We start from the raw sequence: 24775 nt of genomic DNA, 5'->3' as shown, positions 1-24775 counted from the left end.
TTCCTCGAAAGATTTACCCGTCGCGGACGGAGCGCAGATGCTGACTTGATCGGACTGGGCCGTCCTCATGGGCCGCCCGCAGTGAAAGTACAGTCCTCCACACTGCATCAAGCCAACCCCTTGGTCAGGACGGCTTAGAACCAAAGCCAGTTGGCTTATGGTGGCCGGGTGGGAGTAGAAGAAAACGCACTCTTCGCAGGTGTAGGCAACGTGCACCAGTGACGCCTTTGGGGGAGCCAAGGCCTGGACTGATTCAACGGCCAAATGTGCGTCGGAATCGCATGTGGTGCACCACAGCCGATGGCCGTGAGGCACCCGCGCGCCAGATGGTTTGCCTGAGCGGGAAACGGTCGACATGACAAACTCCTTTGTCCCTGAGAACCGCGTCCAGGATCTGCCGGCCGTGGCCTCACAGTGGTGTCCGTGCGGCTCACATTATCCCCAGAGCCCGGCACAGACAAGAATCTGGTCTGCTTGTTCCAGATGGTCATTTTTCGGCAATCCCAGGCACTTCGGAGACGCCCTTACGTGTCAGCCCCGGTGCAGCGTGGATGGTGCGGATCCGCTCCAACACGCCCGTGGTCGATTGTTCCGGTACATAGTCGAGAATGGCCACCCTTCCCCCGTAGTCCTCAACGACGGATGTTTCCGCCAACATCTCGGGGCTGTAGTCGCCGCCTTTGGCGTAGATATCGGGCTGGATCTTCTGGATGAGGGGAATGGGTGTGGCTGTGTCGAAGACGGTGACGTAGTCGACGCAGCTGAGCGCGGCAACCACGGCGGCTCTGTCTGTGATGGTGTTGATGGGGCGTCCCGGGCCCTTGAGCCGCTGGACGGAATCGTCGCTGTTGAGCGCTACCACCAGGACGTCGCCCAGCTGTTTGGCCTGGTTGAGATACCGGGTGTGGCCCCGGTGCAGGACATCGAAGCATCCGTTGGTGAGAACGATCTGTTGGCCTTCGACGCGGTGCCGGTTGATGTGTGCCGCGAGCTCGTCGGCGTCGACGGCGGTATCTGTGAAGCCGGCCAGATGGCGGCTGAGATCCTCTGTGCTGCACACGGAAGTTCCGGGGCGGTGGACGGCAATATCCGCGGCGGCCTGGGCGAGGTCCACGCTGGTGGTCAGGGGCAGCGACGCGGTCCGGGCCAGTGTTAACGCCGCAACGAAGGTGTCACCGGCGCCCGAGGCCTGCTTTTCCTGGACGGGGCGCGCCCACGTCCGGTGGACTTCCCCGGTTCCGGGCAGCAGTACCGTCCCTTCCCGGTCAAGGGTGACGATCACGGTCTCCGCCCCGGCTGCTGCGAGCAACTCCGCACGGTGATCGACAAATACGGCGGCCCGGGTGGATCCGCCGTCGAGTTTCAGGCCGAGCATATCGGCCGCTTCCCGGGCGTTGGGGGTGGCAAGATCCGGTTTCAGCTTCGCCCAGGTATGGGGTTGGTGGGCGTCCACGACCACCAACATTCCCGTTCGCAACGGAAGCAACTCGCACAGTTTCCTGCGAACTGCGCCGCTGAGGGCTCCGGCGCCATAGTCACAGACCACCACGGCTTCCTGGCCTTGGAGCAGTTGTGGGATGGACCTTGCCAGCGCCTCCAGGGCCTCTGCCGGGATCCCGCGTTGAACATCGTCCACCCGCAGCAGCACCTGGCCGCCGCTGCTGATGCGGGTTTTGGTGGTGGTGGTCCCGCCGGGCATTTGATGGACGTGGGCCGTGTCCACTCCTGCATCGTGCAACCGGCGCAACAGCTCGGCTGCGGCTTCATCGCACCCGGCGATTCCGGCGAGTCTTACCTGTGCCCCCAGGGCGGCGAGGTTCATGGCCGTGTTGGCTGCGCCGCCGGGTTCGAACTGCCGCTGGTTGATTTCCACCACGGGGGCCGGAGCTTCCCGGCAGAGCCTCTCAATCGGTCCGGACCACCAACCGTCCAGCATGACATCGCCGATGACCGTTACCGAGGTCCGCATCGAGGCCAACCGTTGAGGCAGCCACTCGGTCAGGCCTTGCTGATCAGGGAGCGGAGGTCCCTGGAAGGCGTCGCGGTCCTGCTGTGGGGGCCGTTTCACTGCTTCACTGCCTTCGCGCTGTTGCCGATGGCTTGGTGCCAGGGTGGCGCCAGACGGTCCACCGAAGCGAAGACCGTAGTGCGGACGATCGCTGACATGTGTGCTTCCCTCCCGTTTCGGGGTTCCAAGCAGTAAGTGCCGACGGGAGGCCTGCCGGCGCCCTTGCCGGTAGTTCAGACCTCCCTAAATAGGCCGTACCCCGGTCCGGTGGCATTTACACCCCGTGCCCGGGGTCAGTTCACGTTCCCGGGACGGGACGGGAGGCATCGCGGAGCCCCCGCGGACGCCGTGCGCCCGGATGGTAGCCAAAGGACGCCGCCGGGCCTTAGGGTGGCCCCACCACATGGGTGTCGGGGGGACAGGACTGCTTGGTGGAGGACCTCAAAGCGGAGTTCGGCGGCGCCGGTATCCGGGGCTGGGGGGTGGGCCCGGTACTGGAGAAGTTCCCCGACGTCTCGCGGATCGCCATCCTGCGGGGAGGGGGACTGGGCGACCTTCTGTTTGCCCTGCCCGCGGCGGCCTCGCTGGCGGAAGCCTACCCCGGCGCCGCCGTCACCCTGCTGGGCACCCCGCTCCACGCCGAACTCCTGGCCAACACCCTGGGGCCAGCGAGCGACGTCCGGGTCCTGCCCTACGCGGAGGGTGTCAGGCCCGGCAGAGAAGACCCCGCGGCGATCGAGGCTTTCTTCGTGTCCATGCGGCAGGAGGAATTCGATCTGGCTGTGCAGCTGCACGGCGGCGGACGGTTTTCCAATCCGTTCCTTCTGCGTCTGGGGGCCCGCCACACGGTGGGCTCGAAGACGGCAGACGCCGCGCCTCTGGAGCGCAGCGTTCCCTACCTTTATTATCAGCACGAGCCGCTCCGCGGTTTGGAGGTGGCAGGGCTCGCCGGCGCTTCCCCGTTCCGGCTCGAAGCCAGGCTCGGGCCGCTGGAGCGGCACACGGTCGAGGTCGCGGAACTGCTTCACAGACAGCACGTCAGCCCGGCAACCCCTCTTGTGCTCATCCATCCGGGGGCCACGGATCCCCGCCGCCGCTGGCCGGCGGAACGGTTTGGTGAAGTCGCCGCGGCGTGCGCGGCCGACGGCTGCCGCGTGCTGGTCGTGGGATCCCCGGATGAGCGGCAGTTGGCGGCCGGGGTGGTGGAGGCGGCTGCCTCGGACCGGGTCACTTCCTGGGCAGGGGAACTCAGCCTCGGAGCCCTGGCCGCACTGTTGGACAGGTGCGATGTGTTGGTGGGCAATGACAGCGGCCCCCGGCATCTGGCCCAGGCCTTGGGCACTCCGACGGTGGGCCTGTACTGGGTGGGCAACCTCATCAACGCCGGTCCGCTGGGCCGCAGCCTGCACCGCATCCACCTGTCGTGGGTGACGCGTTGCCCGGAATGCGGTGCCGACATCACGCAGATTGGCTGGACAGCCGCCCGCTGCGTCCATGATTCGTCCCTCCTGACGGGAATCGGCGCGGCGGACGTCTACCGGGACGTGCGGCTGTTCACGGCCAGGACTCCTCCTGCGCATGGCAGATGAGCAGCTCGCGGACCTCACATCCCCGGGGCTGTGAGAGTGCGAACATGACCGCCTGCGCCACCCTGGCCGGGTCGTTCAGGCGCGAGTCATCGTGGGGCTTGTACTGCTCGGCGCGGTCATCGAAAAACCGGGTCTTCATCCCGCCGGGGATCAGGGTGGTCACCCCGATCTCTGCGCCGGTCTCGGCGGCCAGCGCCTGGCTGAATCCGATGACACCGAATTTGGACGCACAATAGGCCGACGCCTCCGGTACGGCGTGTTTGCCCAAGGTCGAAGCAACCGTGACCACGCGCCCGCCGGAGGCCTTGAGATATGGTAGGGCGGCCCGCACGAGAGAGACCGTTCCGAGAAGATTGACGAAGATGACCTGTTCCCAGTCGTCGGCGGGGACGTCTTCGAGCTTCCCGCACCGGTCAATTCCGGCCGCGGTGACCACCGCGTCCAAACCGCCGAGTGCCTCGGCGGCCTGCGTCACCGCGGCCGTCACCGCCGCCCGGTCCGCGACGTCGACTTCAATGGCTTTCGCCGCTGTCACATTCCGGACGTCGCGGTCGAGCACTAAAGGCGTCCCGCCGGCGTCGAGCACGGCGTCGACGACGGCGGCGCCGAGCCCGGATCCCCCTCCGCTAACCACGACCCGGCCGGTGCCGGGCAGGGATGACGTGATTTTCTTCATGATGTTCCTTTCTTTTGCCGGACCATGGCGGGCCGGATGGTGGTGTCTGGACCAAGTCGCGGCGGTCCGCGGCCCTCGTTCAGCCCACCCGGGCGAGCGCGGCCGCAAGCAGGGTGGTGGAGCGGGCGGGGTGGTAGGGCACGGCCACGCAACGGCCGCCCCAGCTCTGCACGAGTGGGGTTTCGGGCAGTTGGCTGAGGTCGTAGTCCCCGCCCTTGACCCAGATGTCCGGGCGGAACCGTTCGAGAGTCTTTTCCGGCGTGTCCTCGTCGAAAACCAGGACGGCGTCGACGCATTCGAGGGAGAGCAGCAGTTCGGAACGGTCCTGTTGGCCGATGATGGGCCGGGCGGGCCCCTTGATGCGGCGGGCCGAGGCGTCGGAATTCAGGCAGACGATGAGGCAGTCCCCCAGGCTTCTGGCTGCTGCGAGAGTGCGGGTGTGCCCGGCGTGCAGCAGATCGAAGCATCCTCCCGTGGCCACGACGGTGCCGCCGAGTGCCCGGACCCGGCGGACCACGTCCAGCGCGTCGGTGGTTTCATCCGGGAACGGCCGCGGTGGGGGGACCGGCGGCAGGGCGGCGACGCCGCCGCCTGCCAGGAACGAAGCGGCTTCCCGGACGGCCTGGCGGCAGGAGTCCTCGAGGCTTTCCCCGGTCATGAGGTGGACGGCAAGGCTGGCTGCCAGCCGGTCGCCCGCGCCGCAGGAATCAGCGACGGTGGTTGGTGGCGCCGGCAGCTGCACAGGCGTCGTCGAGGAGGCGTGCACCAGGGTTGCTCCCTCATCGCCTTGGGTGACCAGGACCGCGTTGCTCTGCCAATGCCGGAGCAGTGTGGAGGCCACTGCGGCCGGGCCGGCGGACGGCGCCTGCCCATCCGGGGCCACGGCTGCTGCAGCGGTGCGGGCTTCGAAATGGTTCGGCGTGACGACGGCGACGCCGGGTACCGGATCGGCCCCGGCCGGGTGCGGGTCCCAGATGACGGGAACGCTTCGGGCCAGTCGTCCGATCATGGCGCGCAGGCCAGGGTGCGAGGTCAGGCCCCGGCCGTAGTCCGCGACCACCAGTGCCCGGGCCTCCTCCACGGCCTGCAGCATCTCCGCCGTTACTCCGGGCTCGGGCCGGCCGCGGCAACCTTCATCGAATCGGGCCACCGGGTGGCCGCCGGCCCGGAGCCGGGTCTTGACCGGCGTCGGGGCCCCGGACGGTCCTGCGACCACGGTGATGCCGTGCAGCTCCTCACGGAGGCGCCGGCCGGGAGCGTCGCTGCCGAGCGCCGTCACCAGGCACACCTGGTGGCCGTCGTTGGCGAGCATCCGGGCCACGAGTCCCGCGCCGCCGGCTCTTGCTGAGACGGTTGCGATATCCACCACGGGCACGGGCGCGTCCGGGCAGAGCCGGGTGGCCGTCCCGTCAAGATCAACGTCCAGGAGCACGTCACCGACCACCACGATCTTCATGGCCGCGCCCCTTTCCGGTCCTGCCGGCCCATGCGATGTATTTCGGCGTCGAAGGCCCGGCAGATGGCGTGCACGGCAATCAGATGGCACTCCTGGGCGTTGGCTGCCGGTCCCGGGATGGCAACTGTTTCGTCGCAGCGCAGGGACAGCGGGTTGGGCCCGTGGCCGGTGAGGGCCCAGGTGGTGACGCCCATCCTGGAGGCGGTTTCGGCGGCCCGCAGCAGATTCGGGCTCTTGCCGCTTGTGGACAGCAGCAGCAGGACGTCGCGGGGGCGCCCGTGCGCCCGGACCTGCCGGGCGTAAAGTTCCTCGAAGCCGTAGTCATTGGCGATGGCAGTCAGTGCCGAAGTGTCGGCGTGCAGCGAGATGGCGGAGAACGGGGCCCGTTCGCCGTCGAAACGCCCCACCAGTTCGGCCGTCAGATGTTGGGCCTCGGCCGCGGAGCCGCCGTTTCCTGCGGCGAGGAGGCGGTTCCCGGCCAGGAGCCGCCGGGCCAGCTCCTTGCCCCAGGCTGCCAATCTAGGGGATTGGCTGCGCAAGGATTCCAGGGACGGCAGCACATTGAGCAGGTGGGCCTCGACGGCCGCGGCCGGGTCCGTAAACGCCCGGCCGTCGGCCGGTTCGGCACCGGGGACACTTGCCACGGAGGTCCGCGGCAGGGACGGAGGCCGGTGGTGTGCGCGGGTGAGGGAGGACTCGGCGGTCACAGCGCTGCTCCTTCCGCGGGATGAAGCTGGCCGCGGGTGCCGGTTCTTTGGCCTGCCGCGTTTTCGGTGAGGGTTTGCAGATAGGCCTTTTCGGTTTCGGCGGCCACGCGGTCCCAGCTGTATCGGGCCCGCGCCCGCTGCTGGCCGGCACGGCCCAGTTCCTGGCGCAGCGCTGGGTCGGCCAGCAGCCGGGCCAGCGCTCCGGCGGTGGCTTGCGGGTCCCGGGGCGGGACGTGCAGTCCGGTTCGATGGTCCACCACAGTGTCCCGCAGGCCGCCCACGGCCGCGGCGACCACCGGGACGCCGCAGGCCATCGCTTCGAGGGGGACGATGCCGAAGGGTTCGTACCATGGGGTGCACACGACGGCGTCGGCGCTGCGGAAGATGCCCGGCATGGCCTCGCGGGGTACCTGCCCGCGGAAAGTGACCTGCTGCCGGACCCCCAGCTCTGAGGCGACGGCCAGCAGGCGGCGGGCTTCATCGTCCGCCTCCATCCCGGTGGCGTCGCCGCCGCCGACGATCAGGAGTTCGACGTCGGGAAACCCGGCCTCCCGGAGCAGCGGCAGGGCCCGGATCACCACGTCCACGCCCTTGCGGGGTACGAGGCGTCCGACGGAGAGGATCCGGTGGGTTCGTCCGCGTGTGTCGGCCGGTCCGGACCCGGGAAAGAGCTCCAGGTCGACCCCGCAGGGGGCTATCGAGATCTTCGCCGGAGGGATCCCCATCGCCTTTAGCTCGAAGACCTCGTCGGAGCAGGTGGCGATGATCCGGTCCGCTCCGTGCCCGACGGAGGGCTCCAGCCATTGCCTCGCGACCGGGCTGGTGTCCGCGGCGCCCTGATGGCGGCGTTTCACGGTGCCCAGGGCGTGGAAAGTTTGGACCACCGGGATGTGCTCCCGGCCGGCGCGCATCCTCCGGGACGCGTCGAGGGCTGCCAGGCCCGACATCCAGAAGTGCCCGTGGACAAGGTCCGGTGGCCGTCTTTCCCAATCGCGGGCCAGCCCGCCGGCCAGCTCTCCCATGAACGGAAGGAGGTCGTCCTTGGGGACGTGGCGCGCAGGGCCGGCCTGGAGGTGGACCACTTCCAGGCGCGGGAAGATCCGGACCCTGCCCGGGAGGTCGGCCGCGTCCCGCCTGGTGTACACGGTGACGTGATGCCCCCGCCGCGCCAGCGCAGCGGAAAGGGCCGCCACGTGGACGTTCTGCCCGCCGGCGTCGACTCCGCCGAGGGCCGCCAGCGGGCTGGCGTGCTCGGAAACCATCGAAATTTTCACTGGCTCTTCCTTTCGTGAGTTGGAACGACGAGTCGCCCGTTCCGGAAGCGAGGCCCGGTCAGCTCCTCCAGCAGGGCATCCCAGGCGGCCAGGAACGCGGGCAACCCGTAGCGTTCCAGGGCCACCTCCCGGGCGATCCCGCCACGCCGGCGGGCTTCCTCCGGGTCCCCGGTGAGTAGCCGGGCGGCATGAACAAGGTCCTCCACGCTGGTTGAAATGGCCCCCGCTTCCGGCGGCACCGCGCGGATCGCCTCCGTGGTTGCCAGGACCACCACGGGCATGCCAAGGTGCATCGCCTCGAGCAGGGCAAGGCCCAGGGAGGTCCAGCGAAAGGGGTGGAGATACACCCGGCAGCGGGACATTTCCCGGTGCAGCTCGCCCGGCGGCAGGTCCCCCTGAACCGAGAGCGTTGGGGGACCCAGCCCTACGGCGTCGGACAGCCCGTTGCCACCCATGCCGAAAACGCGCAGCGGCGCTGCAGCGGCGAAGCGGGCCAGAAGGTCCGTTCCGGCGACCCTGCCCCGCCGGACCGGCTCATTGACGACGACGGCTAGGTCCGGGATCTCGCCGGTGTAAGCGTGGCCGGGGTCAGGGACCCCGTGCTCGATCACGAGGGTCGGTGCGGAGCCGTTGTCCCAGAACAGCTCATTGAAATGCGTCACGTGGACCACGGGGATGAACTGCTGGTCGGCCAGCGGGTGGACCGAGTTGGGTACCTCCCCTTTGGGAGTGTTGTGTTCCAGATAGACAGCCGGCAGGTCCTTGCCGGGCCGGCGGCCAAGCACCCGGGCCACCTCCGCCAGTTCCTCCGGGCGTTGCAGGACGACGGCGTCCACGCTGTCCGGAGCCAGGGCGTCGAGCCGGATTTCACGGACGGAGGCCGGCCAGGGACGGCCTCCACGGCCCAGCCCCCAGGGCCCCCGCCCGGGCAGTACAGGCAGGAGGTACTCATGGGAGCCGCGGACGAACGCATCAGTCCACGCCCCATGCACGTGCCAGAGAAGTATCTTCATGGATGCCGCACCCTTCGACGGGTGGACAGCGAGGAGACCCCGCCGATCAGTCGTTCCACCGCATCCAGAAGTTGTTCGGGCGCCACAGATGACAGGCACGGATGCCCCGGAACCGGGCATTCGGTGGCACGGCTCAGTCTGCAGGGGGCATTCTGGTCGCCGAGGATCTCCAGCGGCACGCCGTAGGGTGCCCAGCGGATGGCGGGCACCACCGGGGAGAACAGGCACGCCACTGGCGTTCCGACCGCCGCGGCGAGATGGGCCGGCCCGGTGTTCCCGCTGACCACGGCCTCGGCCCCGGCGAGCACCCCGGCCAGGGTCTTCAGGTCCGTGCGTCCACCCAGATCCAGTGCCGAGGGCCCCGCGACCGTGGCAGTCAATCTCGTTTCGTTCGGGCCGCCGGTGACCACAACGCGGTGACCAGCACCTTGGAGCAGTTCCACGGCCGCCGCATGGTGCAGCGGAGGCCAGGCCCGGGAGGGTGCGGCCGCCCCGGGATGGACCACGACGTACGGTTCCTCTCCTACCAGGGGGCGAACGTCCGGATAGTCCTGCACCCGAAGCCTGCCGTCATCTCCGGAAGGTAGCCGGTAGCCGGCTGCCGCTGCGATACCCAGGCCCCGCTCCGCCTCCGGCTGGTCTTCGGAAAAGTCCTCACCCGGCCGCAGCCTTACGTCCATGAGGCTCCCGGCATAGTCCGTCGATGCCCCCGCGATACGCTCCACACCCGCCAGCCGCAGCAGCAGAGCCAGCGGCAGCGGCGACTGATGGAACGAGGTCAGGATGACGGCCTCGTCGACCCGGGAGTCCCTGACGAATGCGGTGAGGACTTCGAGATGGCTCTTTTCGACCTTGGGGGCCGGTTTCACGATCCACGGGCATCTCCAGTTGAAGACCTCCGCGACGCCCGGCAGGAGGGCGGCGGCCTGCGCACCGTCCGGGCCACACACCACGAGGACATCGTTGGGAGCGCCGCCGTCGGGCCGCCTCCCGAAAGCCACAGCGCGGATCGCCGGACCTGCCAGCAGGACATCGCCGACTCCGTCGAGCCGGGCAACCAGGACCCGGCCCATCAGACGTTCCCCCGGGCCGGCGCATTCAACAGCAGGTCCACCGCAGTCCAAAGGTCAGAAGCCACCGCGGGAGCAGCTTCCACTTCCGCCGGGAGGGTCAGGGGGGTGGGAACCATGATGCCGCGGACTCCCGCCGCGCGGGCAGCTTCAAGATCGCTGCCGATGTCACCGACGTAGGCCGCCTCGCCGGGCACAATCCCCAGCCGCAGGCAGGCCCGGTTGATCAGCCCCGGCGCCGGCTTTCGGCAGGAACAGCCGTCCTCGGGCAGGTGCGGACAAATGTCCCACACATCGAAGGGGCCCAGCAGCCCCTCAACCCGGGCGTTCACAGCCGCCACCTGCGCGACGGACAGAATCCCGCGGCCTATTCCGGACTGGTTGCTCAGGACACCTGTGGCAATGCCCTGGGCCCTGAGGCGTTCCAGGACCTCTCCGGCAAGAGGCATGGGGTCCACGCGGGAAGGATCGCCGTTGTAGGGCACGTCGCGGATGAGGGTGCCGTCGCGGTCGAACAGGACAGCCCTCAGCGGTGGTGGTCCGGCGAAAGGTTTCATAACTGAATCGTTCCCCGTTGATGCGTCGGCTAAACGCGGCCGCCGGTGCGTCCGGGGACTAAACTCCGAAATCATGCGAACCAGGAAGGGCTGCCGCGATGGACGGATTTCGGGACGATGGAAGACCGGTGCTGGTGGTTCTCCGGGCGCTCCAGCTCGGCGATCTTCTGGTGGCCGTGCCGGCCCTGCATGCGCTGCGGCGCGCCTACCCCACGTACCGGCTGCTCTACGCAGCGCAGGGCTGGCTCGAGGACGTCGTCGCTCTGGTGGGCGGTTTCGAACTGCTGCCGACCCATGGCCTGGACGAACCTCTGGACCTGAGACCCGGGACGGTGGATGTTGCCGTCAACCTTCACGGCCGGGGGCCCGAAAGCCAGTCCCGGGTCGAGGCCCTCCAGGCCAACAAAACCATCTCCCACCTTTCCGGTCGGACGCCGGGACCGCCGTGGATCGACGGCATCCACGAGCGGGAGCGCTGGTCACGGCTGCTTCGGTGGCATGGCATCAACGCCGACCCGCTGGAGGTTTTCCTAAACACTCCAGGCGTACCGACACACCAGCCCGGGGCGACAGTCGTCCACGTGGGCGCTGCCTACGGCAGCAGGCTGTGGCCTGCGGAGCGCTTCGCTGAAGTCGCGGCGGTGCTGAAGGAATCCGGTCACAACATCGTCTTCACGGGCGGCCCGGCCGAGAGACAACGCGCTCTTGGCGTAGCACACAGGGCGGGATGCGGGGCCCGTTTGGTCCTTGCAGGCAGGCAAACGCTCGGGCAATTTGCTGCCCTGATGGCGCAGGCGCGTCTCGTGGTTTCCGCCGACACGGGGGCGGCCCACCTGGCCTCTGCGTTCGGCCGGCCCTCGGTTGTGTTGTTCGGCCCGGCGCCGCCGGAGGAATGGGGGCCCCCGCCGGGTCCCCATATCGCACTGACAAAGGCTGGGCTGCGCCGGGGCGATGCGTTCGCCGCCGACCCGGATCCTGCGCTGCTGGGGGTCTCTGTTCAGGACGTGCTGGAAGCCGTCCGCGACCTTGGGCTGTTATGACCTTCCGCCTCCGAGAGCCGCTGCTGGAGAGTCACTAGCACCCGCGCCAGCCGTCGTGAGATCTGCATCTGCGACACCCCGAACCGTTTACCCAATTCAGTCTGGGTTTCCTCGCAGAAGTAGCGGCGGTACAGCAGCTCCCGTTCCGGACCGGAGAGTTCGCCCATGGCCTGGCTTAGGCAGAGGAGCTCCTCCATCTGCTCAAACGCGGGATCCTGGACTGCCAAATCCTCGGCCGGCGACGGAGCGTCGCAGTGCGGATCGGCGGCATCGAGTGAATCGGGCCGCATGCTGGATCCGGCCGCCGCCGCCTCCCGGACGGCCCTAACGGGAACATCCAACTCCCGGGCCAGTTCCGCCGGACTCGGAGTCCGGCCCAGGGCTTGGGCCATTTCCTGCTCTGCACGCAGCAGTTCGGCACGAAGGTTCTGCACCCCCCGCGGCGGCCGGACGACCCAGCACCTGTCACGCAGATAGCGCTTGAGCTCCCCGGTGATGGTGGGGGTGGCGAAGCCAGGGAAACTGGTTCCCCTGGCTTCGTCGAACGCCCTGGCCGCCTTGACGAGGCCCAAATAGGCCACCTGGACCAGGTCTTCCCTTTCGCGGCCCCTGCCGGCGAAGCGCCCCGCCAGCGACTCTGCCAAATCCAGGTAGTCGACGACCAGCCGGTTCTCGAACGCTTCCCGGATTTGTCCGTTCGAGGACGAATACTTTCGGGAGTCGACCATGTCAGCATTTCCTTTGACCATGGGTTCCGATAAGCCCGTGGCAGGACTTAGAAGCAGGAAATCATAAGCCTGCTTATAATTCAATACTTCTTCGTTCCCGGGAAAGACAGCGCACACCTCGGGACGCCCTGTCCTTGCGTCATGCCGGCTTCAGTCAACGCAAAAACAAGGGGTGTCCAGGTGCTGCATGGAACCGGAACGGAAACCCGCGGCACGCCTGCCTTCGGGAGCAAGGCCACACGCCGCAGCCCCGGGAAGACCAGGACCATCGACGCTTCATGCCCGGACGGGCGCGCCACGACGCGGGGACGCCGCCAAAGGGCTTATCGGTCAGAGACTAAGGACGCGTCCAACGGTGATCCGGCGCTGGCACCCTTGCGCACCCGGGGGGCCGGGAGTTTACTCTTCGTGTCCCTGATCCCCGCTCATCTGGTCCTCCGCGGGCGGGGTCTCCCCCGGGAGCGCGCCCCCTTCAGGTTCCAGCCCAGCGGTGTTCCCCTCCAGCGGATCCGGGTTCGAAGACGACGCCGAATCCTCGGCCTTCCCGCGCTGGACCCAGGCTGCCGCCGATGACGCCTCGTCCGGAGCGTCCGGTCCGCCACCAGAATGTTGGGAGCTCATCAACTTCAGCCTTCCGCGCCTATTGGCTATGGACTATTGGTAAGCATGCTGATATTCCTGAAGTTGTCAAGACCGCACCAGAACCACGTGATGACAGCGAAGGAGCAAGCTGATGGGAATCGGAGAGAACGTCCGTGGAGCGGCCGAGAACGCCCTCAAGGATCTGGCCGGCCTCTCAGAGCCAAACGACGACGCTCATGTGCCGGAGCCCGGCGAACCTTATGAAGACATCAAGGTCCACTCCTCCATTAGCGAAGGATCCAACGCTGGGGACCCGAGGGCTGCGGTCGACAGCAGGGACCGGCCGGGCACACCGGTGGAGGAGCCAGGCCGCGGGACTGCCGGGAATATCGTTCCCTAATCCCGGTGCGTCGGGCAGGGAAGCGGTATCGGGCGGGGCGAACCGTTCGGGTCTTCCGCGCGGTGTCCCGGGACCGGGCGGCTTGCCGGATCCGGACCAGAAGGGCCTTCGCGCTGACCCCTCGGAGGGGGATAGAGATCCGAGCGCGTCCATGGGCCGCGGCTGACAGGCGGCAGCCACTGCGACCGGATCATCAGCTGGGAGTGCCTGTACGTTGGCGTGGATAGCTCCAACCACCGGCGCCGAACCTTGTGTCCGGTAGACATCGATGGGTCTGGCTCCCAAGTGAAGGTTGGGACTGCACATCCAGAGCGTGGCCTGGGCCGGTACAGGCCGGGGTAGCTACCGAGGTCGCAGGTTACGCGACAGTTCGGACTCGGGCTGCTATTGACGGCCGTCTTCGCAGCTGGTCGAGTGCAAAGCTGTGAGTTACAGACTCTGTCCTTCTGTTGGAGTGCGGCCGCCGGTAGCCGTGATTACATCAACCTATGTTGACGGAAGGTCCATTATCGGTGACTCAGAATGTGATCTGATAGGGGGTTTAGGCCTTGATCCGGCCCGGGTTTGCATGCGACCATCAAGCGTGACAGCAGTGACAGTCGCCCGCGGCGGGCTGAAAGCCCACCAGGATTCCATCCGGCTTTCCGACGCTGACCTGGTTCGTGACTTGAGAGATCTGCTCGGCGCAAAGCTCGTCGCCCACATCGGCTCCGTGAAGGAAACCCGCGCCGTCCGGCAGTGGGCCGATGCAGAGCGCAAACCCTCCGCCGACGTGATTCAGAGGCTCCGCACGGCGTACCACGTGGCTGCCCTGCTGGCCGAGGGTGATTCCCGGGCCGTCGTGCAGGCCTGGTTCCAGGGGATGAATCCGCAGCTTGATGATGTCCCCCCTGCCCGACTGCTCCGCGAAGGTCAGCTGGACGACGCGGGCCCGCTGGTCCTGGCCGCCGCCCGCGCTTTCGCGGAGGCGAGCTGACCGGCGGTTCCTGCACAACTGACCGCGGCCGAGGCCGCGGGAAGAGTCGGCCGTGTCGGATTCCGCCCGGACCCTTGGGCTTTGGAGCGGCTGGGCATGGGCCCCCGACGGCCGCCTACGCCGCAGTGATCCGCACCGGCAGGGACTCGAACCCGCGGAGCACGTTGTGCAGGATCGGCACCGGGGCGCCGTCGGGTTCGATGGCGGCCACCCGCTGTAGCAGTTGTTGCAGCACGATTTCCATTTCGAGCCGGGCGATCGGCTGCCCCACGCACTGGTGCAGGCCCATCCCGAAGGCGACGTGGCCGGAGGCGTTGCGGTCGAGGTCGAACTCGTCGGCGTTGTCGCCCCATTTGCGCGGGTCCCGGTTCGCGGCTCCGAGGAACACCAGCACCTTCGCGCCGGCGGGCAGGTGCACGCCGCCCAGGACCGTGTCTACGGCTACGGTCCGGTGGAACTTCTGGAACGGCGATTCCAGGCGGAGCGCCTCGTCCACGGCGAACTTGGACATCTTCGGGTTCTCCCGCAATTTGGCCCAGGCTTCCGGGTAGCGGGCCAGCACCGAGAGCATGTTGCCGATGCCGAAAATGGTGGTGTCCACGCCCGCGGACAGCAGAGCCCGGACCAGCAGGGTGGCCTGCTGCTCAGTGATCAGGCCGTCCTTCACGCGTTCCCAGATCTGGGCGCCGAAGCCGGTGTCGTCCAGGTTCTCGCGCTGGCAGTTGCGCATGACCGCGGCGGCGTGCTCGTCACCCTGGGCGAAGGCCTGCTTGAAGATGTAGTTCTCCGGGCCGAATGCGTTGAACACCATGTTGCCGTACGGCAGCAGGTGTTCACGGCCGACGTCGGGAATCCCTACCGCGTCCGGGAAGACACGCAGGGGGTATTTCTCGGCGAGGTCCGTGATGGCGTCGAAACGTTCGCGGCGCGCCAACTGCTCCGTCAGTTCCACAGCCGGCGGTGTGAACGGCTCCCGGAGGGCGCGGACGGTACCGGGGTTGATGACGCCGGTCAGTGCGCGGCGCATCACGGTGTGGATGGGCGGATCCGATTCGAGGATGCTGGGCGGGCGCCAGCCCGAGTCTTTCCGGATGTCCCGGGGGCCAAGACCGCCGGAGGAGATGTAGGTTTCGAAGTCGGTGAGGACCTCGTAGACCTCCTGGTAGCCGGCCACGGCGTAGCTGCCGGTGCTCTCCAGGTAGGAGACGGCGCCGGCATCGCGGAGCCGCCCCAGGAAGGGGTACGGGTCGAGGAGGTTCGCGGTGTCGAAGGGGTCCTCGCCCAACACATTGGCTTCATGGGTGGTAACAGTCATTGGAAATGCTCCTGGGAACGAAACTTGGCTGGGGCGGACCGGCCAGCGGCGGGACGGAAGGATTGGGCTGGAGCCGGGGGTAAGGGACGGGGCTAAAGATCCAGGACGAGGCGCGGGCAGCCGGCAGCGGCGCGGGAGACGCAGACCAGCATGATCTCGCCGGCTTCGCGGTCTTCCTCGGTCAGGACGGCGTCGCGGTGCTCGGGCTCGCCGGAGATGATCTGGGTTTCGCAGGTGCCGCACAACCCGCCGCGGCAGGAGGACAGGACGCGCACGCCCACCTCTTCCACGGCTTCGAGGATCGTCTTGTCGTTCGGCACGGTCACCGTGGTCCCGGTGCGTGCCAGCTCCACCTCGAAGGGCGCGTTGGCGGCGGCGGCACCCAGCGTCGATGCGACGAAACGTTCGGTGTGCAGGGCACCGGGGGGCCAGCCCATGCAGCGTTCTTCCACGGCGCCGAGGAGCCCGCCGGGCCCGCAGGCGTACACCAGCATGTGTGCCCGGGGCATGCCGAGGATCTGGTCAAGGTCCAGCCGGCCAACCTCGTCCTCGGCCATGATGTGGACACGGTCCGCGCCGTACCGGTCCTCCAGCTGCCGGGCGAAAGCCATCGTTTTCCGGCTCCGGCCGCCGTAGATCAGCGTCCATTCCTTGCCGGCAGCCTCGGCCGCCTCAAGCATCGGGATCAGCGGGGTGATGCCGATGCCGCCGGCGATGAAAAGGTAGCGGCGCGACTCGCGCAGAGGGAAGTTGTTGCGCGGCCCGGAGATGGTGAGCGGCGTGCCGGCCAGCAGGGCGTGGACCGCCTTTGATCCGCCGCGGGAATCGGGCACATGCAGCACGCCGATCCGCAGGCGGTCCAGTTCCTCCGGGGAGGAACACAGCGAGTACTGGCGTACCAAGCCATCGCCCACATGGACGTCGATGTGCGCGCCGGCCTGCCAGGGCTGGAACGGCTGGCCGTCCACGCGCCGCAGGACCAGGGAGACCACCTGGTCCGCCACAATATCCACCTGGTCGACGACGGCGTCGATGGTGGCTCCTGCAGATGCAGTCATCAGGGTCTTCACTTCCTTTGGAAAGGCTCGCCTGCCAGGCAGGCCCCGGCCGGAGATCCGGCCTCAATATCGTCTTACTTGAGGTTAGGTGTTCCACAACACATCAGGCGGGCACGTTTCCATCCAACGGAAAGACTCGCCGGGCGAAAAGCGGCGGAACCGGTACTACCGCGGCAAATGCTCCACACCCAGCCGCCGGGCGATCCCCCGCGCGGCGATGTTGAGCACCGGAACCACGCTGCCCACCGGAACGGGACGGCCCCTGGTGACGATGCCCAGCGCCGCCACCAGCTGGTTGTTGGGCAGGAAGACCGGGACGGCCAGGCCGTAGTTGTCCGGCCCCGCTTCTTCCTCAGTGGTGGCGTAACCGGAGTTCCGGACCCGCTCGATCTCGGCGGCCAGCACCGCCGGACTGGTGATGGTCCGCGGCGTGTGCGGCTCCAGCCGCCGGGCAGCGGCGGAAAACAGGTCCTTGGCCCCGTAGGCCAGCATGATCTTGCCCGCGGCGCTGGCGTGGAGCGGCAGGCGCGCGCCCACCCGCCGGAACGGCTGGCCCGCGCCGGTGCCGGACATCCGCTCCACCAGCAGGACCTCCTCCCCGTCCAGGATGAACAGGTTCACCACGTTGTGCGTGACGAAGAGGACGTCCTGCATGAAGGGGGCAGCCACCTCGGCAATGTTCTGCTGCGCGGGGGCCAGCAGGCCAAGGCGCCAGATCCGCTGCCCCACCCGGTATTCGCCGTGGAGCTTTTCCAGGCCGCCCCAGGCCACCAGTTCGCCGGCAAGCCGGTGCGCGGTGGCCACCGGAAGGTTGGCACGGCGGGCCATGGCGCTGAGGCTCTGGACGGAGTGTTCGGAATCGAAGGTGCCCAGCAGGGCCAGTGCGCGGGACGTCACGCTCGCTGCGTGCCGGGCGGCAGCACCGCCGTCGGCAGCCGGAAGCGTCCGGGGCCGCACCGTCGACGCCGGCCGGCGGACGGTGGGTCCGTTCGGGGCAGCGTTTGCCATGCATCACCCCTTCTGAGCTGAACATTTGAGGACCGCGGCCGTTGACGCCGTCCCGTTTGTGCAATTTTAAGGCCCGGCGCCGGTGCCTCCTACTGTGCGGAAGATGAGGTCCCGGTGTCGTGCGTTTAAGGGGGTGCTCAGCTGGCCACGGAAGCGAGGGCCGAGCCTCGGTAGGCACCCAGGCCGCCATCCACCCGGATGTCCGAGCCGTTCACCCACGCCGACTCGGGGCGGAGCAGGAAGTCGATGACGGGGGCGATGTCGTCCGGGTCGCCGAAGCGGCCCAGCAGGGCGCCTGCGCCCTCGACCTTGTCGCGTCCGTGGTCCTTCTTGAAGTCCTCCAGAATGGGCGTGGCTACGGGTCCCGGGCTGACGCTGTTGACGCGGATGCGCTGCGGAAGCAGTTCGGCGGCAAGGTGTTCGGTGAGGAGCCGGACGCACTGCTTGGAGAAGAGGTAGGACTCGCCGGTGATGCCGCCGTCGCCGGCAACAGCATCCAGCGCGGCAGCCTGGTCCTGGGCGAGTGCGAAAGCGGAGCACCGGTCCTTCACATCACGCCACTGCACGGCAACGCTGGAGGCCAGGTTCACGACGGCGGTCCCCTCGCCGAGCAGCGGGGCCAAAGCCCTGACCAGTCCGCGGACCCCGAAGACGTTGACGGAGAGCACCGTCCGCCAGGGTGCGGTGCCGGGGACGCCGGCGATGTTGGCCAGGCCCGCGATGCCGTGCGGAGCGGCGGCGGAGACTGCCGCTGCGGCGGCGTCGATACCGGCCTGGCTGGAAAGGTCCGCCTGCACGAAGGTGCCGCTGAACTGCGTGGGAGCGTTGCGGTCGATGCCGATCAGCGGCACCCCGCGTCCGGAGAGGATCTGCGCCGTCCGGGCGCCGATGCCGGAGGAAACCCCGGTGAGGACGATGGGCAGCTGCTCTTGGGACATGGGGACTCCTCATTGGTGCGTGATGTGCTTCACTCCATAGTGGCAAGTCTGCTCCGCCCATCACGACGGGCTTTCCGTTGGATGGAAAGGTCCGGGCGGATTGTGACGGGTGCCAAGACACTGGGATAAGTATTCCCTCCCGGCCGAAAGGACAGACCATGACGGCAGCCCATTACGAGATCCTGGACCCGGCGACGCTCGAACTCGTGGGACACGCTCCGGAAAACACGGAGCACGATGTTGAGCTGGCGGTTGCGGCCGCCCACGCCGCCGCACCAGGCTGGGCCGCGGACCGCGAAGCACGCCGCAGCGCCCTGCGTGCCGCCGCTGCCCTGATCCGCCGCGACCTCGATGCCCTGGCCACCCTGCTCTCCCGGGAGCAGGGCAAGCCCAAGGCAGATGCCGCCGGCGAATTCACCGTGGCAGCAGGCCTCTTTGAGTACTACGCGGACCTGGCCTGGGACGAAACCGAACATCTGAAACCCCGCGCCGACCGTACCCTTGAAGTCCAGTACCGGCCGGTGGGCATCGTCGGCACCATCACGCCGTGGAACTTTCCCATCTCCCTGCTCTGCGTGAAACTCGCCCCTGCCCTGCTGGCCGGCTGCACCGTGATCGCCAAGCCCTCCCCCTCCACGCCGTTGTCCACCCTCGCCCTGGTCACCCTGCTCAACGAGGTCCTCCCCGCCGGCGTGATGCAGGCCCGGACCGGTTCGCGGAGGATAGTGAACGTTGCGCTGAGCACCTCCCCCGGCATCCGCAAGATCTCCTTCACCGGCTCCACTGAAGTGGGCATCTCCATCGCACAGCAGGCCGCCCCCACGGTCAAGCGCGTCACCATGGAGCTCGGCGGCAACGATCCTGCCATCGTGCTGGACGACGCGGACATCGCCGTCACCGCCCGCGGGATCGTGGGCAGCGCCTTCCGCAACGCCGGCCAGGTGTGCATGGCGGTCAAGCGCGTGTATGTCCCGCGCAGCCGCAGCACGGAACTGGCCGAGGCCATCGCCGCTGAGGCATCCCGCCATGTGCTGGGCCACGGCATCGCAGAGGGCACCACCATGGGCCCCATGCACAACGAATCCCAGCTCAAGCTGGTCCACGGCCTGATTGACTCCGCCGTGGGCGCCGGCGCCCGCATCATCACCGGCGGCACCCCCGGCTGCGACCTGCCCGGCTATTTCCTCTCCCCTACCGTGGTGATCGGCGCCGAACCGGGAATGGACCTGGTGGAGCAGGAACAGTTCGGCGCGGCACTGCCCATCGTCGCCTACGACGATCTCGATGCAACCATCGCCGGTCTCAACGCCGGGGAATTCGGTCTGGGCGCATCCGTCTGGAGCCCCGACCGGGACCGTGCCTATGCCACCGCCTCACGGATCGAGGCCGGAACAGTCTGGGTCAACCAGCACACCCTGGTGGAACCGGACGCCCCGTTCGGCGGCTGGAAGGCCTCCGGCGTCGGCCGTGAACGCGGCCGCTGGGGCCTGGAGGAATACCTGGAAACCCGCGTCATCAATGGCCGCCCCCACTCCTGATCCCGCACCAACCCTGCAGAAGGACTTCCCGTGAGCGTCGAACTGATCACCCTTGGCACCGCCGCCGGCCCGGCCATCCGCGGACCGGAAAACGGCATCTCCAGCGCACTGGTCGTGGGCGACGCCTTCTACATGGTGGACTTCGGCCTGGGCTGCTCCCGCGCCGCCCACGAGGCAGGACTCCGCGGCAAGGACTTCGCGGCGGGCTTTATCACCCACCTGCACTCGGACCATGTGGTGGAGCTGCCCGGCTTCCTGCTGTGGAACTGGGGCAACCCGGTGGAGGGCTTCACCGGGCCGGTCTCGGTGGTGGGCCCGGGCAAGGACGCCACCCGCGCCGGCGGCGCACGGCTGTCCGGCACCAGCGAGCTGGTGTCCCACGCGCTGGAGGCCTTCTCCTACGACATCGACATCCGCGTCCATGACGAGGCACGACCGGACCTGGCCTCCCTCCTGCACACCCTGGACCTCACCACACCCCCGCACGGGACACCGGAGGCTGCACACCCGTTTGACGTCTACGAGGATGACCGGGTCAAGGTCACCGGCATCCTGGTGGAGCACCCGCCCGTCCGGCCCGCGCTGGCGTTCCGCTTCGACACGGAGGCCGGATCGGTGGTGTTCTCCGGCGACACCGCCGAATGTGATGCCATGGCCGTGCTCGCCAGCGGCGCGGACGTCCTGGTCCATGAAGCGGTAAACCTCGACTTCTACGCGGACAAGGGTTTCGCGCCGGAGTTCCTGAACCACCAGCGGATCGCGCACACCCCGCCCGAGGGCGCCGGCCGCGTAGCCGCAGCCGCCGGCGTGGGGCGCCTGGTGCTCTCCCACCTGGCCGGCCGCGCCGAGCCGCAGTGGTGGCGCAGCCGTGCCGCCTCCACCTTTGACGGCCCCGTAGACGTGGCCGCCAGCGGCCAGCGCTTCCGCATCGGCAGCCCGGTCCTGGCATCCGCATAAGAAATCCGGCCGAAGGAACCCGGGCACTCCAGCAAGGACAGCTCTTGGCACTGCCCTCACCCACCACAGCGCTTGATGACAGACGGACCACGACGGACGGGGCCTGGCTTGCCGTGCTGGCCGCGGGCACCGCGGCAGCCATGCATATCTGGAAGCTGCCTGCCGCCCTGGCCGGCATCCAGGCGGACCTGGGCACCACACTGGTACAGGCCGGGCTGCTGCTGGGCATCATCCAGGTGGCCAGCGTGGTGGGTGGCCTGGCCACCGCCGTGGGCGGAGAGATGGCCGGCCTGCGCCGCCTCCTGGTCGCCGGACTGATCCTGCTCAGCGCCGCCTCCGCGCTCGGCGCGGCCGCCCCCAGCACGGAACTGCTGATGGCGGCACGCACCCTGGAGGGCATCGGCTTCCTGCTGGCCGTCGTCGTCGCCCCTGCCCTCATCCGCAAAGTGGCCGCGCCCCGGCGGCTGAACGTTGCGCTGGCGGGCTGGGCCATGTTCCAGGGCATGGCCACGCTGATCGGCCTGTCCGCGGGTGCCCTCTTCCTGCAGGCCGCCGGCTGGCGCGAGTGGTGGCTGGTGATGGCCGTTGTCACGCTGCTCCCGGTGCCGCTGCTGCTCCGGTTGGTGCCCAGGGACGTGCTCCCGTCCGACGCCGGACTCCGGCCTGCGCTGCGCCGGGTGGGCCGCACGGTTGCCACCCGCAGGCCATGGATCACCGGGGTGGTCTTCGCCTGCTACACGGCGCAGTGGATGGCCGTGCTCGGATTCCTGCCGTCCATCTACCGGTCAGCGGGCCTGGACGGCCCGTGGCCCGGCATCCTCAGCGCCATCGTGGGCGGGGTCAACGCCATCGGAGCACTCAGCGCAGGCCCGCTCATCCAGCGCGGCCTGTCCGAGCGGAAAATCATCTTCTGGACCTTCCTGGCGATGTCCGCCGCGTCCGTCGCCACGTTCGCCGTCGGCTGGGAAAACATCCAGAACGGCATCCTTGCCCAGTTTGTCCTCATCGCCGTGTTTTCCGCCGTCGGCGGCCTCATCCCTGCCGCGGTGACCAGCTACTCGGTGCGCATCGCCCCCGCGGACGGGTCTGTCACGGCGGTGCTGGGTCTGACACAGCAGATCTTCAACGTGGGGAATTTCCTCGGGCCCATGCTGTTCGCCCTGCTCGCCACCCGCACCGGCGGCTGGGGCACCGCCTGGTGGCTGACGTGCGGGTTGAGCGTCCTGGGAATGGCCCTGCTGGCGTTCCTGGGAGCAGCCGACGGCGTGACCGCCGGGGGTGCACGGAGCCCGGGAAAGCGGCTTTCCATCCAACGGAAAGCTAAAATGTAAGGTCGATCACACGCACCTAGAGTCAAGGAAATGCCGCTGCAATCCAGCAAGGGCTCCCTCATCAACGATTGGGCATACTGTGTCTGCAACTCCACTTTCCGGCGTGGCGCCGGGCTCCGCGAACTCCCGCGATCCCCGGACCTGGTCCCCGGCTAAACGTAACCGCTACGGCTGGTTCATCACATGCAGCCTGCTCTTCCTGATGATGCTCAGCTGGGCGGACAAGGCAGTCCTGGGCATTGCCGCCGTGCCGCTGATGAAGCAGCTGGGCATCACCCCCGAGCAGTTCGGCCTGGTGGGCAGCGCCATGTTCCTGACCTTCGGCGTGGCCCAGATCGTGGCAGCACCCATCGCCAACAAGGTCTCCAGCAAATGGATCCTACTGGTCCTGTGCCTGCTGTGGTCCCTGGCGCAGGCCCCCATCCTGCTGTTCGCGTCGCTGCCCGCCCTCTGGGCCAGCCGCCTCCTTCTGGGCGCAGGCGAGGGCCCGCTGGCGCCGGTGCTGATGCACGGCATCTACAAGTGGTTCCCGGAGAAGAAGGGCGCCACCCCGGCCGCCCTGGCGTCCTCCGGCGTGACGCTGGGCATTGTGGCGTTCGCCCCCGTCCTGGCCTGGGTGATCGGGCAGTTCGGCTGGCAGACCGCCTTCGCAGTGCTGGCCGTCGTGGGGCTGGTCTGGACCGTCTTCTGGTTCATCGTGGGCAAGGAAGGCCCCTACACCAGCCGGCAGGCAGAGCAGGACATCGACGGCATCGCCCCGGAAGAAGCTCCTGTGGTGGTGGAGACCAAGGTCCGCTACTGGCGCACCATCCTCTCCCCCAGCTGGATCTTCGCGGTCCTGGCCTCCTTCTTCGGCTACTGGACCTTCACCCTGGCCATGTCCTGGGGACCGGCGTACTTCCAGAACGTCCTGGGCTTCAGCGGGCAGCAGGCCGGCACCATGATCGCCCTGCCCGCCGCCTGGGGCACCATCGCCACCGTGGGCCTGAGCGCACTCACCCAGCGCCTGCACCTGAAGGGCGTCCCCACACGCAAGGCCCGCGGCTGGGTACTCGGCAGTGCCGGAACCTTCGCCGGCGCCTGCCTGGTGGGGGCAACCATGACCACCTCCCCGGTCCTGTCCATCGTTCTCATGGTCTTCGGCTTCGGCACCGCACCCGCGCTCTTCGCCATCACCTACCTCGTGGTGGCAGAACTGACCACCATCGGCCAGCGCGGCGCCAACCTCTCCATCGCCAACGCTGTCCTCACCACCGGCGGCGTGTTCGCGCCGGCAGTCTCGGGCTTCCTGATCGGCGGCGCGGCCACCCCTGCTGACGGTTACCGCGCGGCATTCGCCCTGGCCGGGGGCCTGATGCTGACCTTCGGCGTCCTGGCCCTGGTGTTCGTCAACCAGCAGCGCGACCGCGGCAGGCTTGGCCTTGACGCAGCCGTTGTCCCCGCGCCGGCTGCAACCACCCCGATTGACTCCGCCCTGACCGCCGGAGCGGATCCTGCCTCCCTTGGGGCAGTCACCAGGGCCTGAGCCCAGCCCGGACGGCAGGTAGGCGTCAGGAGCCAGCGGCCGTCTTCGACGGCCGCTGGCTCCTGACAATCGGCATGTACTTGAAGACCGCATTGCAGCCCGAACCTCAAATACACCAGAATCTTCCCCGGCAAACTGCGGCCTCCGCACCATCGCCTGAGCTGAAGAACACACGACTGACCCTGGAAGGAACCACCCATGGAGGATCTTAAGTCCCGTAGCGGCGGCGGACGCACCGGCTTCTCGGGACGGATCCTGCGTGGCGGCACCGAACCCGACCCCCGGTTCACGTTGGCAAATGAACGCACGTTCCTGGCGTGGATCCGCACCTCGCTGGCATTGCTCGCCGGCGGCGTCGCCGTGGAAGCCTTCATGGCCGACCTCTTCGGCCCCGAACTGCGCAAAACGCTCGCCGTCCTGCTGCTCGTGCTCGCACTCCTCGTAGGCGGCGGCTCATTCTTCCGCTGGCTCAACGTCGAGCGCTCCATGCGCCGCAAAGTCCCGCTTCCGTTACCTTGGACTGCCCCCATCCTGGCGATCGGCGCGGCCCTCGTCACCGCCATCATGGTGGTCTTCGTCCTCGCCCGTCCCCTCTGATCCGTGCCTTCCCGACGTTACACGCCAACCCATGGCGACCCCGGACTCCAGCCGGAACGCACGGACATGGCCTGGGGGCGCACTACCCTGTCCATGGCGGTCGCGGCCGCCGTCTTCCTTCGCTGGATGCCACACCACGGCTGGTTCGTCGGCACCCTCGTAGCGGCCTCTGCCGTCACGGCCCTGGGTATCAATTTCACCCGCAAGCGGCGATTCCACCGCGCCATCCACGGCATCAACCAGGATGCCATCACACCGGACATAGCTTCAACCGCTGCCGCCGCAGCGAGCCTCGTCGTCCTCGCCGGTCTCGGAATCTTCACCGTCTTGCTCATCTAAGTTGGCACACCATGATGCCTCTGACCGGGGATGCGACAATTATCGTGAGACATCTGAGGCCCTTCCACAAATGCCGGGTCTGACACCCCTATC

24 protein-coding genes are annotated in these 24775 nt (G+C 68.1%); 10 read left to right on the top strand and 14 right to left on the bottom strand.

The genetic code is table 11. From position 1 onward, the window contains the following. Positions 1-487: 487 nt before the first annotated feature. Complete coding sequence (gene rfaE2, locus AC1MFL_RS20815; protein WP_479815935.1) at positions 488-1969, bottom strand: D-glycero-beta-D-manno-heptose 1-phosphate adenylyltransferase; 1482 nt, start codon at positions 1967-1969, stop codon at positions 488-490. Between the two features lie 470 nt (positions 1970-2439). Between rfaE2 and AC1MFL_RS20810 the strand changes: the two genes are divergently transcribed. Then, positions 2440-3597: a glycosyltransferase family 9 protein gene (locus AC1MFL_RS20810; RefSeq protein WP_479815846.1), complete on the top strand. Its 1158-nt coding sequence runs from the start codon at positions 2440-2442 to the stop codon at positions 3595-3597. On the opposite strand, the gene AC1MFL_RS20805 is transcribed toward AC1MFL_RS20810, so the two are convergent. The 7 genes from AC1MFL_RS20805 to AC1MFL_RS20775 form a co-directional block, all read right to left on the bottom strand. Continuing rightward, positions 3563-4273: an SDR family oxidoreductase gene (locus AC1MFL_RS20805; RefSeq protein WP_479815844.1), complete on the bottom strand. Its 711-nt coding sequence runs from the start codon at positions 4271-4273 to the stop codon at positions 3563-3565. The two genes, AC1MFL_RS20810 and AC1MFL_RS20805, sit on opposite strands and share 35 nt — an antisense overlap. Before the next feature lie 79 nt (positions 4274-4352). Next, entirely contained in the window at positions 4353-5729 is a 1377-nt protein-coding gene (locus tag AC1MFL_RS20800) for a PfkB family carbohydrate kinase (protein WP_479815842.1), read from the bottom strand. Then, positions 5726-6436: a D-sedoheptulose-7-phosphate isomerase gene (locus tag AC1MFL_RS20795; protein ID WP_479815841.1), complete on the bottom strand. Its 711-nt coding sequence runs from the start codon at positions 6434-6436 to the stop codon at positions 5726-5728. Before AC1MFL_RS20795 ends, AC1MFL_RS20800 begins: the two co-directional genes overlap by 4 nt. Continuing rightward, the gene (locus AC1MFL_RS20790) at positions 6433-7710 is read right to left on the bottom strand and encodes a glycosyltransferase (protein WP_479815839.1); all 1278 of its coding nucleotides are present in this window, start codon (positions 7708-7710) and stop codon (positions 6433-6435) included. The genes AC1MFL_RS20795 and AC1MFL_RS20790 overlap by 4 nt, the downstream gene beginning before the upstream one ends. Continuing rightward, positions 7707-8723 (bottom strand): glycosyltransferase, encoded by a 1017-nt coding sequence (locus AC1MFL_RS20785; protein ID WP_479815837.1) that lies wholly within the window; start codon positions 8721-8723, stop codon positions 7707-7709. The genes AC1MFL_RS20790 and AC1MFL_RS20785 overlap by 4 nt, the downstream gene beginning before the upstream one ends. Continuing rightward, positions 8720-9796 carry a glycosyltransferase family 9 protein gene (locus tag AC1MFL_RS20780; RefSeq protein WP_479815835.1) on the bottom strand — a complete coding sequence of 359 codons (1077 nt, stop codon included), beginning with the start codon at positions 9794-9796 and terminating at the stop codon, positions 8720-8722. The genes AC1MFL_RS20785 and AC1MFL_RS20780 overlap by 4 nt, the downstream gene beginning before the upstream one ends. After that, entirely contained in the window at positions 9796-10350 is a 555-nt protein-coding gene (locus tag AC1MFL_RS20775; RefSeq protein ID WP_479815833.1) for a D-glycero-alpha-D-manno-heptose-1,7-bisphosphate 7-phosphatase, read from the bottom strand. Before AC1MFL_RS20775 ends, AC1MFL_RS20780 begins: the two co-directional genes overlap by 1 nt. Positions 10351-10448: 98 nt before the next feature. Here AC1MFL_RS20775 and AC1MFL_RS20770 point away from each other — a divergent pair, with 98 nt between their 5' ends. Further along, the gene (locus AC1MFL_RS20770; RefSeq protein ID WP_479815831.1) at positions 10449-11390 is read left to right on the top strand and encodes a glycosyltransferase family 9 protein; all 942 of its coding nucleotides are present in this window, start codon (positions 10449-10451) and stop codon (positions 11388-11390) included. On the opposite strand, the gene AC1MFL_RS20765 is transcribed toward AC1MFL_RS20770, so the two are convergent. Both AC1MFL_RS20765 and AC1MFL_RS20760 read right to left on the bottom strand, forming a co-directional pair. Next, the gene (locus AC1MFL_RS20765; RefSeq protein WP_479815829.1) at positions 11348-12118 is read right to left on the bottom strand and encodes a sigma-70 family RNA polymerase sigma factor; all 771 of its coding nucleotides are present in this window, start codon (positions 12116-12118) and stop codon (positions 11348-11350) included. The genes AC1MFL_RS20770 and AC1MFL_RS20765 overlap by 43 nt on opposite strands. Positions 12119-12517: 399 nt before the next feature. Continuing rightward, complete coding sequence (locus AC1MFL_RS20760; RefSeq protein WP_479815827.1) at positions 12518-12739, bottom strand: DUF6480 family protein; 222 nt, start codon at positions 12737-12739, stop codon at positions 12518-12520. A gap of 112 nt (positions 12740-12851) precedes the next feature. Between AC1MFL_RS20760 and AC1MFL_RS20755 the strand changes: the two genes are divergently transcribed. Next, positions 12852-13100, top strand: a complete 249-nt coding sequence (locus AC1MFL_RS20755; RefSeq protein ID WP_479815825.1) for a hypothetical protein — start codon at positions 12852-12854, stop codon at positions 13098-13100. 592 nt (positions 13101-13692) lie between these two features. After that, positions 13693-14076 carry a hypothetical protein gene (locus AC1MFL_RS20750; RefSeq protein WP_479815823.1) on the top strand — a complete coding sequence of 128 codons (384 nt, stop codon included), beginning with the start codon at positions 13693-13695 and terminating at the stop codon, positions 14074-14076. Between the two features lie 115 nt (positions 14077-14191). Here the strand turns inward: AC1MFL_RS20750 and AC1MFL_RS20745 are convergent, their stop codons facing one another. From AC1MFL_RS20745 to AC1MFL_RS20730, 4 genes are all read right to left on the bottom strand, one after another. Then, on the bottom strand, positions 14192-15391 hold the full coding sequence (locus AC1MFL_RS20745) for a cytochrome P450 (RefSeq protein ID WP_479815821.1): 1200 nt from the start codon (positions 15389-15391) through the stop codon (positions 14192-14194). Between the two features lie 92 nt (positions 15392-15483). Continuing rightward, on the bottom strand, positions 15484-16449 hold the full coding sequence (locus AC1MFL_RS20740; RefSeq protein ID WP_301227372.1) for a PDR/VanB family oxidoreductase: 966 nt from the start codon (positions 16447-16449) through the stop codon (positions 15484-15486). A gap of 165 nt (positions 16450-16614) precedes the next feature. Next, positions 16615-17457 (bottom strand): IclR family transcriptional regulator, encoded by an 843-nt coding sequence (locus AC1MFL_RS20735; protein WP_301227374.1) that lies wholly within the window; start codon positions 17455-17457, stop codon positions 16615-16617. A 137-nt stretch (positions 17458-17594) separates the two neighbouring features. Beyond that, positions 17595-18395, bottom strand: coding sequence for an SDR family oxidoreductase (locus AC1MFL_RS20730; protein ID WP_301227376.1), 801 nt, complete (start codon positions 18393-18395; stop codon positions 17595-17597). Between the two features lie 158 nt (positions 18396-18553). Between AC1MFL_RS20730 and AC1MFL_RS20725 the strand changes: the two genes are divergently transcribed. From AC1MFL_RS20725 to AC1MFL_RS20700, 6 genes are all read left to right on the top strand, one after another. After that, on the top strand, positions 18554-19933 hold the full coding sequence (locus AC1MFL_RS20725; protein WP_479815817.1) for an aldehyde dehydrogenase family protein: 1380 nt from the start codon (positions 18554-18556) through the stop codon (positions 19931-19933). A 30-nt stretch (positions 19934-19963) separates the two neighbouring features. Beyond that, entirely contained in the window at positions 19964-20890 is a 927-nt protein-coding gene (locus AC1MFL_RS20720) for an MBL fold metallo-hydrolase (protein WP_301227380.1), read from the top strand. A gap of 44 nt (positions 20891-20934) precedes the next feature. Beyond that, positions 20935-22221: an MFS transporter gene (locus AC1MFL_RS20715; RefSeq protein WP_479815815.1), complete on the top strand. Its 1287-nt coding sequence runs from the start codon at positions 20935-20937 to the stop codon at positions 22219-22221. Between the two features lie 79 nt (positions 22222-22300). Further along, positions 22301-23746, top strand: a complete 1446-nt coding sequence (locus AC1MFL_RS20710; RefSeq protein ID WP_301227384.1) for an MFS transporter — start codon at positions 22301-22303, stop codon at positions 23744-23746. A 198-nt stretch (positions 23747-23944) separates the two neighbouring features. Beyond that, positions 23945-24343 (top strand): YidH family protein, encoded by a 399-nt coding sequence (locus tag AC1MFL_RS20705; protein WP_301227386.1) that lies wholly within the window; start codon positions 23945-23947, stop codon positions 24341-24343. 3 nt (positions 24344-24346) lie between these two features. Then, positions 24347-24682, top strand: a complete 336-nt coding sequence (locus AC1MFL_RS20700; protein WP_301227388.1) for a DUF202 domain-containing protein — start codon at positions 24347-24349, stop codon at positions 24680-24682. Positions 24683-24775 lie beyond the last annotated feature (93 nt).

Source organism: Arthrobacter sp. BG3 (assembly GCF_056680185.1).
This window is presented reverse-complemented; position numbering and strand designations above follow the sequence as displayed.

What these genes read in the sequence shown, in the direction of transcription:
- rfaE2 (WP_479815935.1), bottom strand. Translation starts at nt 1,969, where the DNA reads ATGCGGACCTCGGTAACGGTCATCGGCGATGTCATGCTGGACGGTTGG.
- AC1MFL_RS20805 (WP_479815844.1), bottom strand. Translation starts at nt 4,273, where the DNA reads ATGAAGAAAATCACGTCATCCCTGCCCGGCACCGGCCGGGTCGTGGTT.
- AC1MFL_RS20800 (WP_479815842.1), bottom strand. Translation starts at nt 5,729, where the DNA reads ATGAAGATCGTGGTGGTCGGTGACGTGCTCCTGGACGTTGATCTTGAC.
- AC1MFL_RS20785 (WP_479815837.1), bottom strand. Translation starts at nt 8,723, where the DNA reads ATGAAGATACTTCTCTGGCACGTGCATGGGGCGTGGACTGATGCGTTC.
- AC1MFL_RS20780 (WP_479815835.1), bottom strand. Translation starts at nt 9,796, where the DNA reads ATGGGCCGGGTCCTGGTTGCCCGGCTCGACGGAGTCGGCGATGTCCTG.
- AC1MFL_RS20775 (WP_479815833.1), bottom strand. Translation starts at nt 10,350, where the DNA reads ATGAAACCTTTCGCCGGACCACCACCGCTGAGGGCTGTCCTGTTCGAC.
- AC1MFL_RS20770 (WP_479815831.1), top strand. Translation starts at nt 10,449, where the DNA reads ATGGACGGATTTCGGGACGATGGAAGACCGGTGCTGGTGGTTCTCCGG.
- AC1MFL_RS20765 (WP_479815829.1), bottom strand. Translation starts at nt 12,118, where the DNA reads ATGGTCGACTCCCGAAAGTATTCGTCCTCGAACGGACAAATCCGGGAA.
- AC1MFL_RS20760 (WP_479815827.1), bottom strand. Translation starts at nt 12,739, where the DNA reads ATGAGCTCCCAACATTCTGGTGGCGGACCGGACGCTCCGGACGAGGCG.
- AC1MFL_RS20755 (WP_479815825.1), top strand. Translation starts at nt 12,852, where the DNA reads ATGGGAATCGGAGAGAACGTCCGTGGAGCGGCCGAGAACGCCCTCAAG.
- AC1MFL_RS20745 (WP_479815821.1), bottom strand. Translation starts at nt 15,391, where the DNA reads ATGACTGTTACCACCCATGAAGCCAATGTGTTGGGCGAGGACCCCTTC.
- AC1MFL_RS20740 (WP_301227372.1), bottom strand. Translation starts at nt 16,449, where the DNA reads ATGACTGCATCTGCAGGAGCCACCATCGACGCCGTCGTCGACCAGGTG.
- AC1MFL_RS20735 (WP_301227374.1), bottom strand. Translation starts at nt 17,457, where the DNA reads ATGGCAAACGCTGCCCCGAACGGACCCACCGTCCGCCGGCCGGCGTCG.
- AC1MFL_RS20730 (WP_301227376.1), bottom strand. Translation starts at nt 18,395, where the DNA reads ATGTCCCAAGAGCAGCTGCCCATCGTCCTCACCGGGGTTTCCTCCGGC.
- AC1MFL_RS20725 (WP_479815817.1), top strand. Translation starts at nt 18,554, where the DNA reads ATGACGGCAGCCCATTACGAGATCCTGGACCCGGCGACGCTCGAACTC.
- AC1MFL_RS20705 (WP_301227386.1), top strand. Translation starts at nt 23,945, where the DNA reads ATGGAGGATCTTAAGTCCCGTAGCGGCGGCGGACGCACCGGCTTCTCG.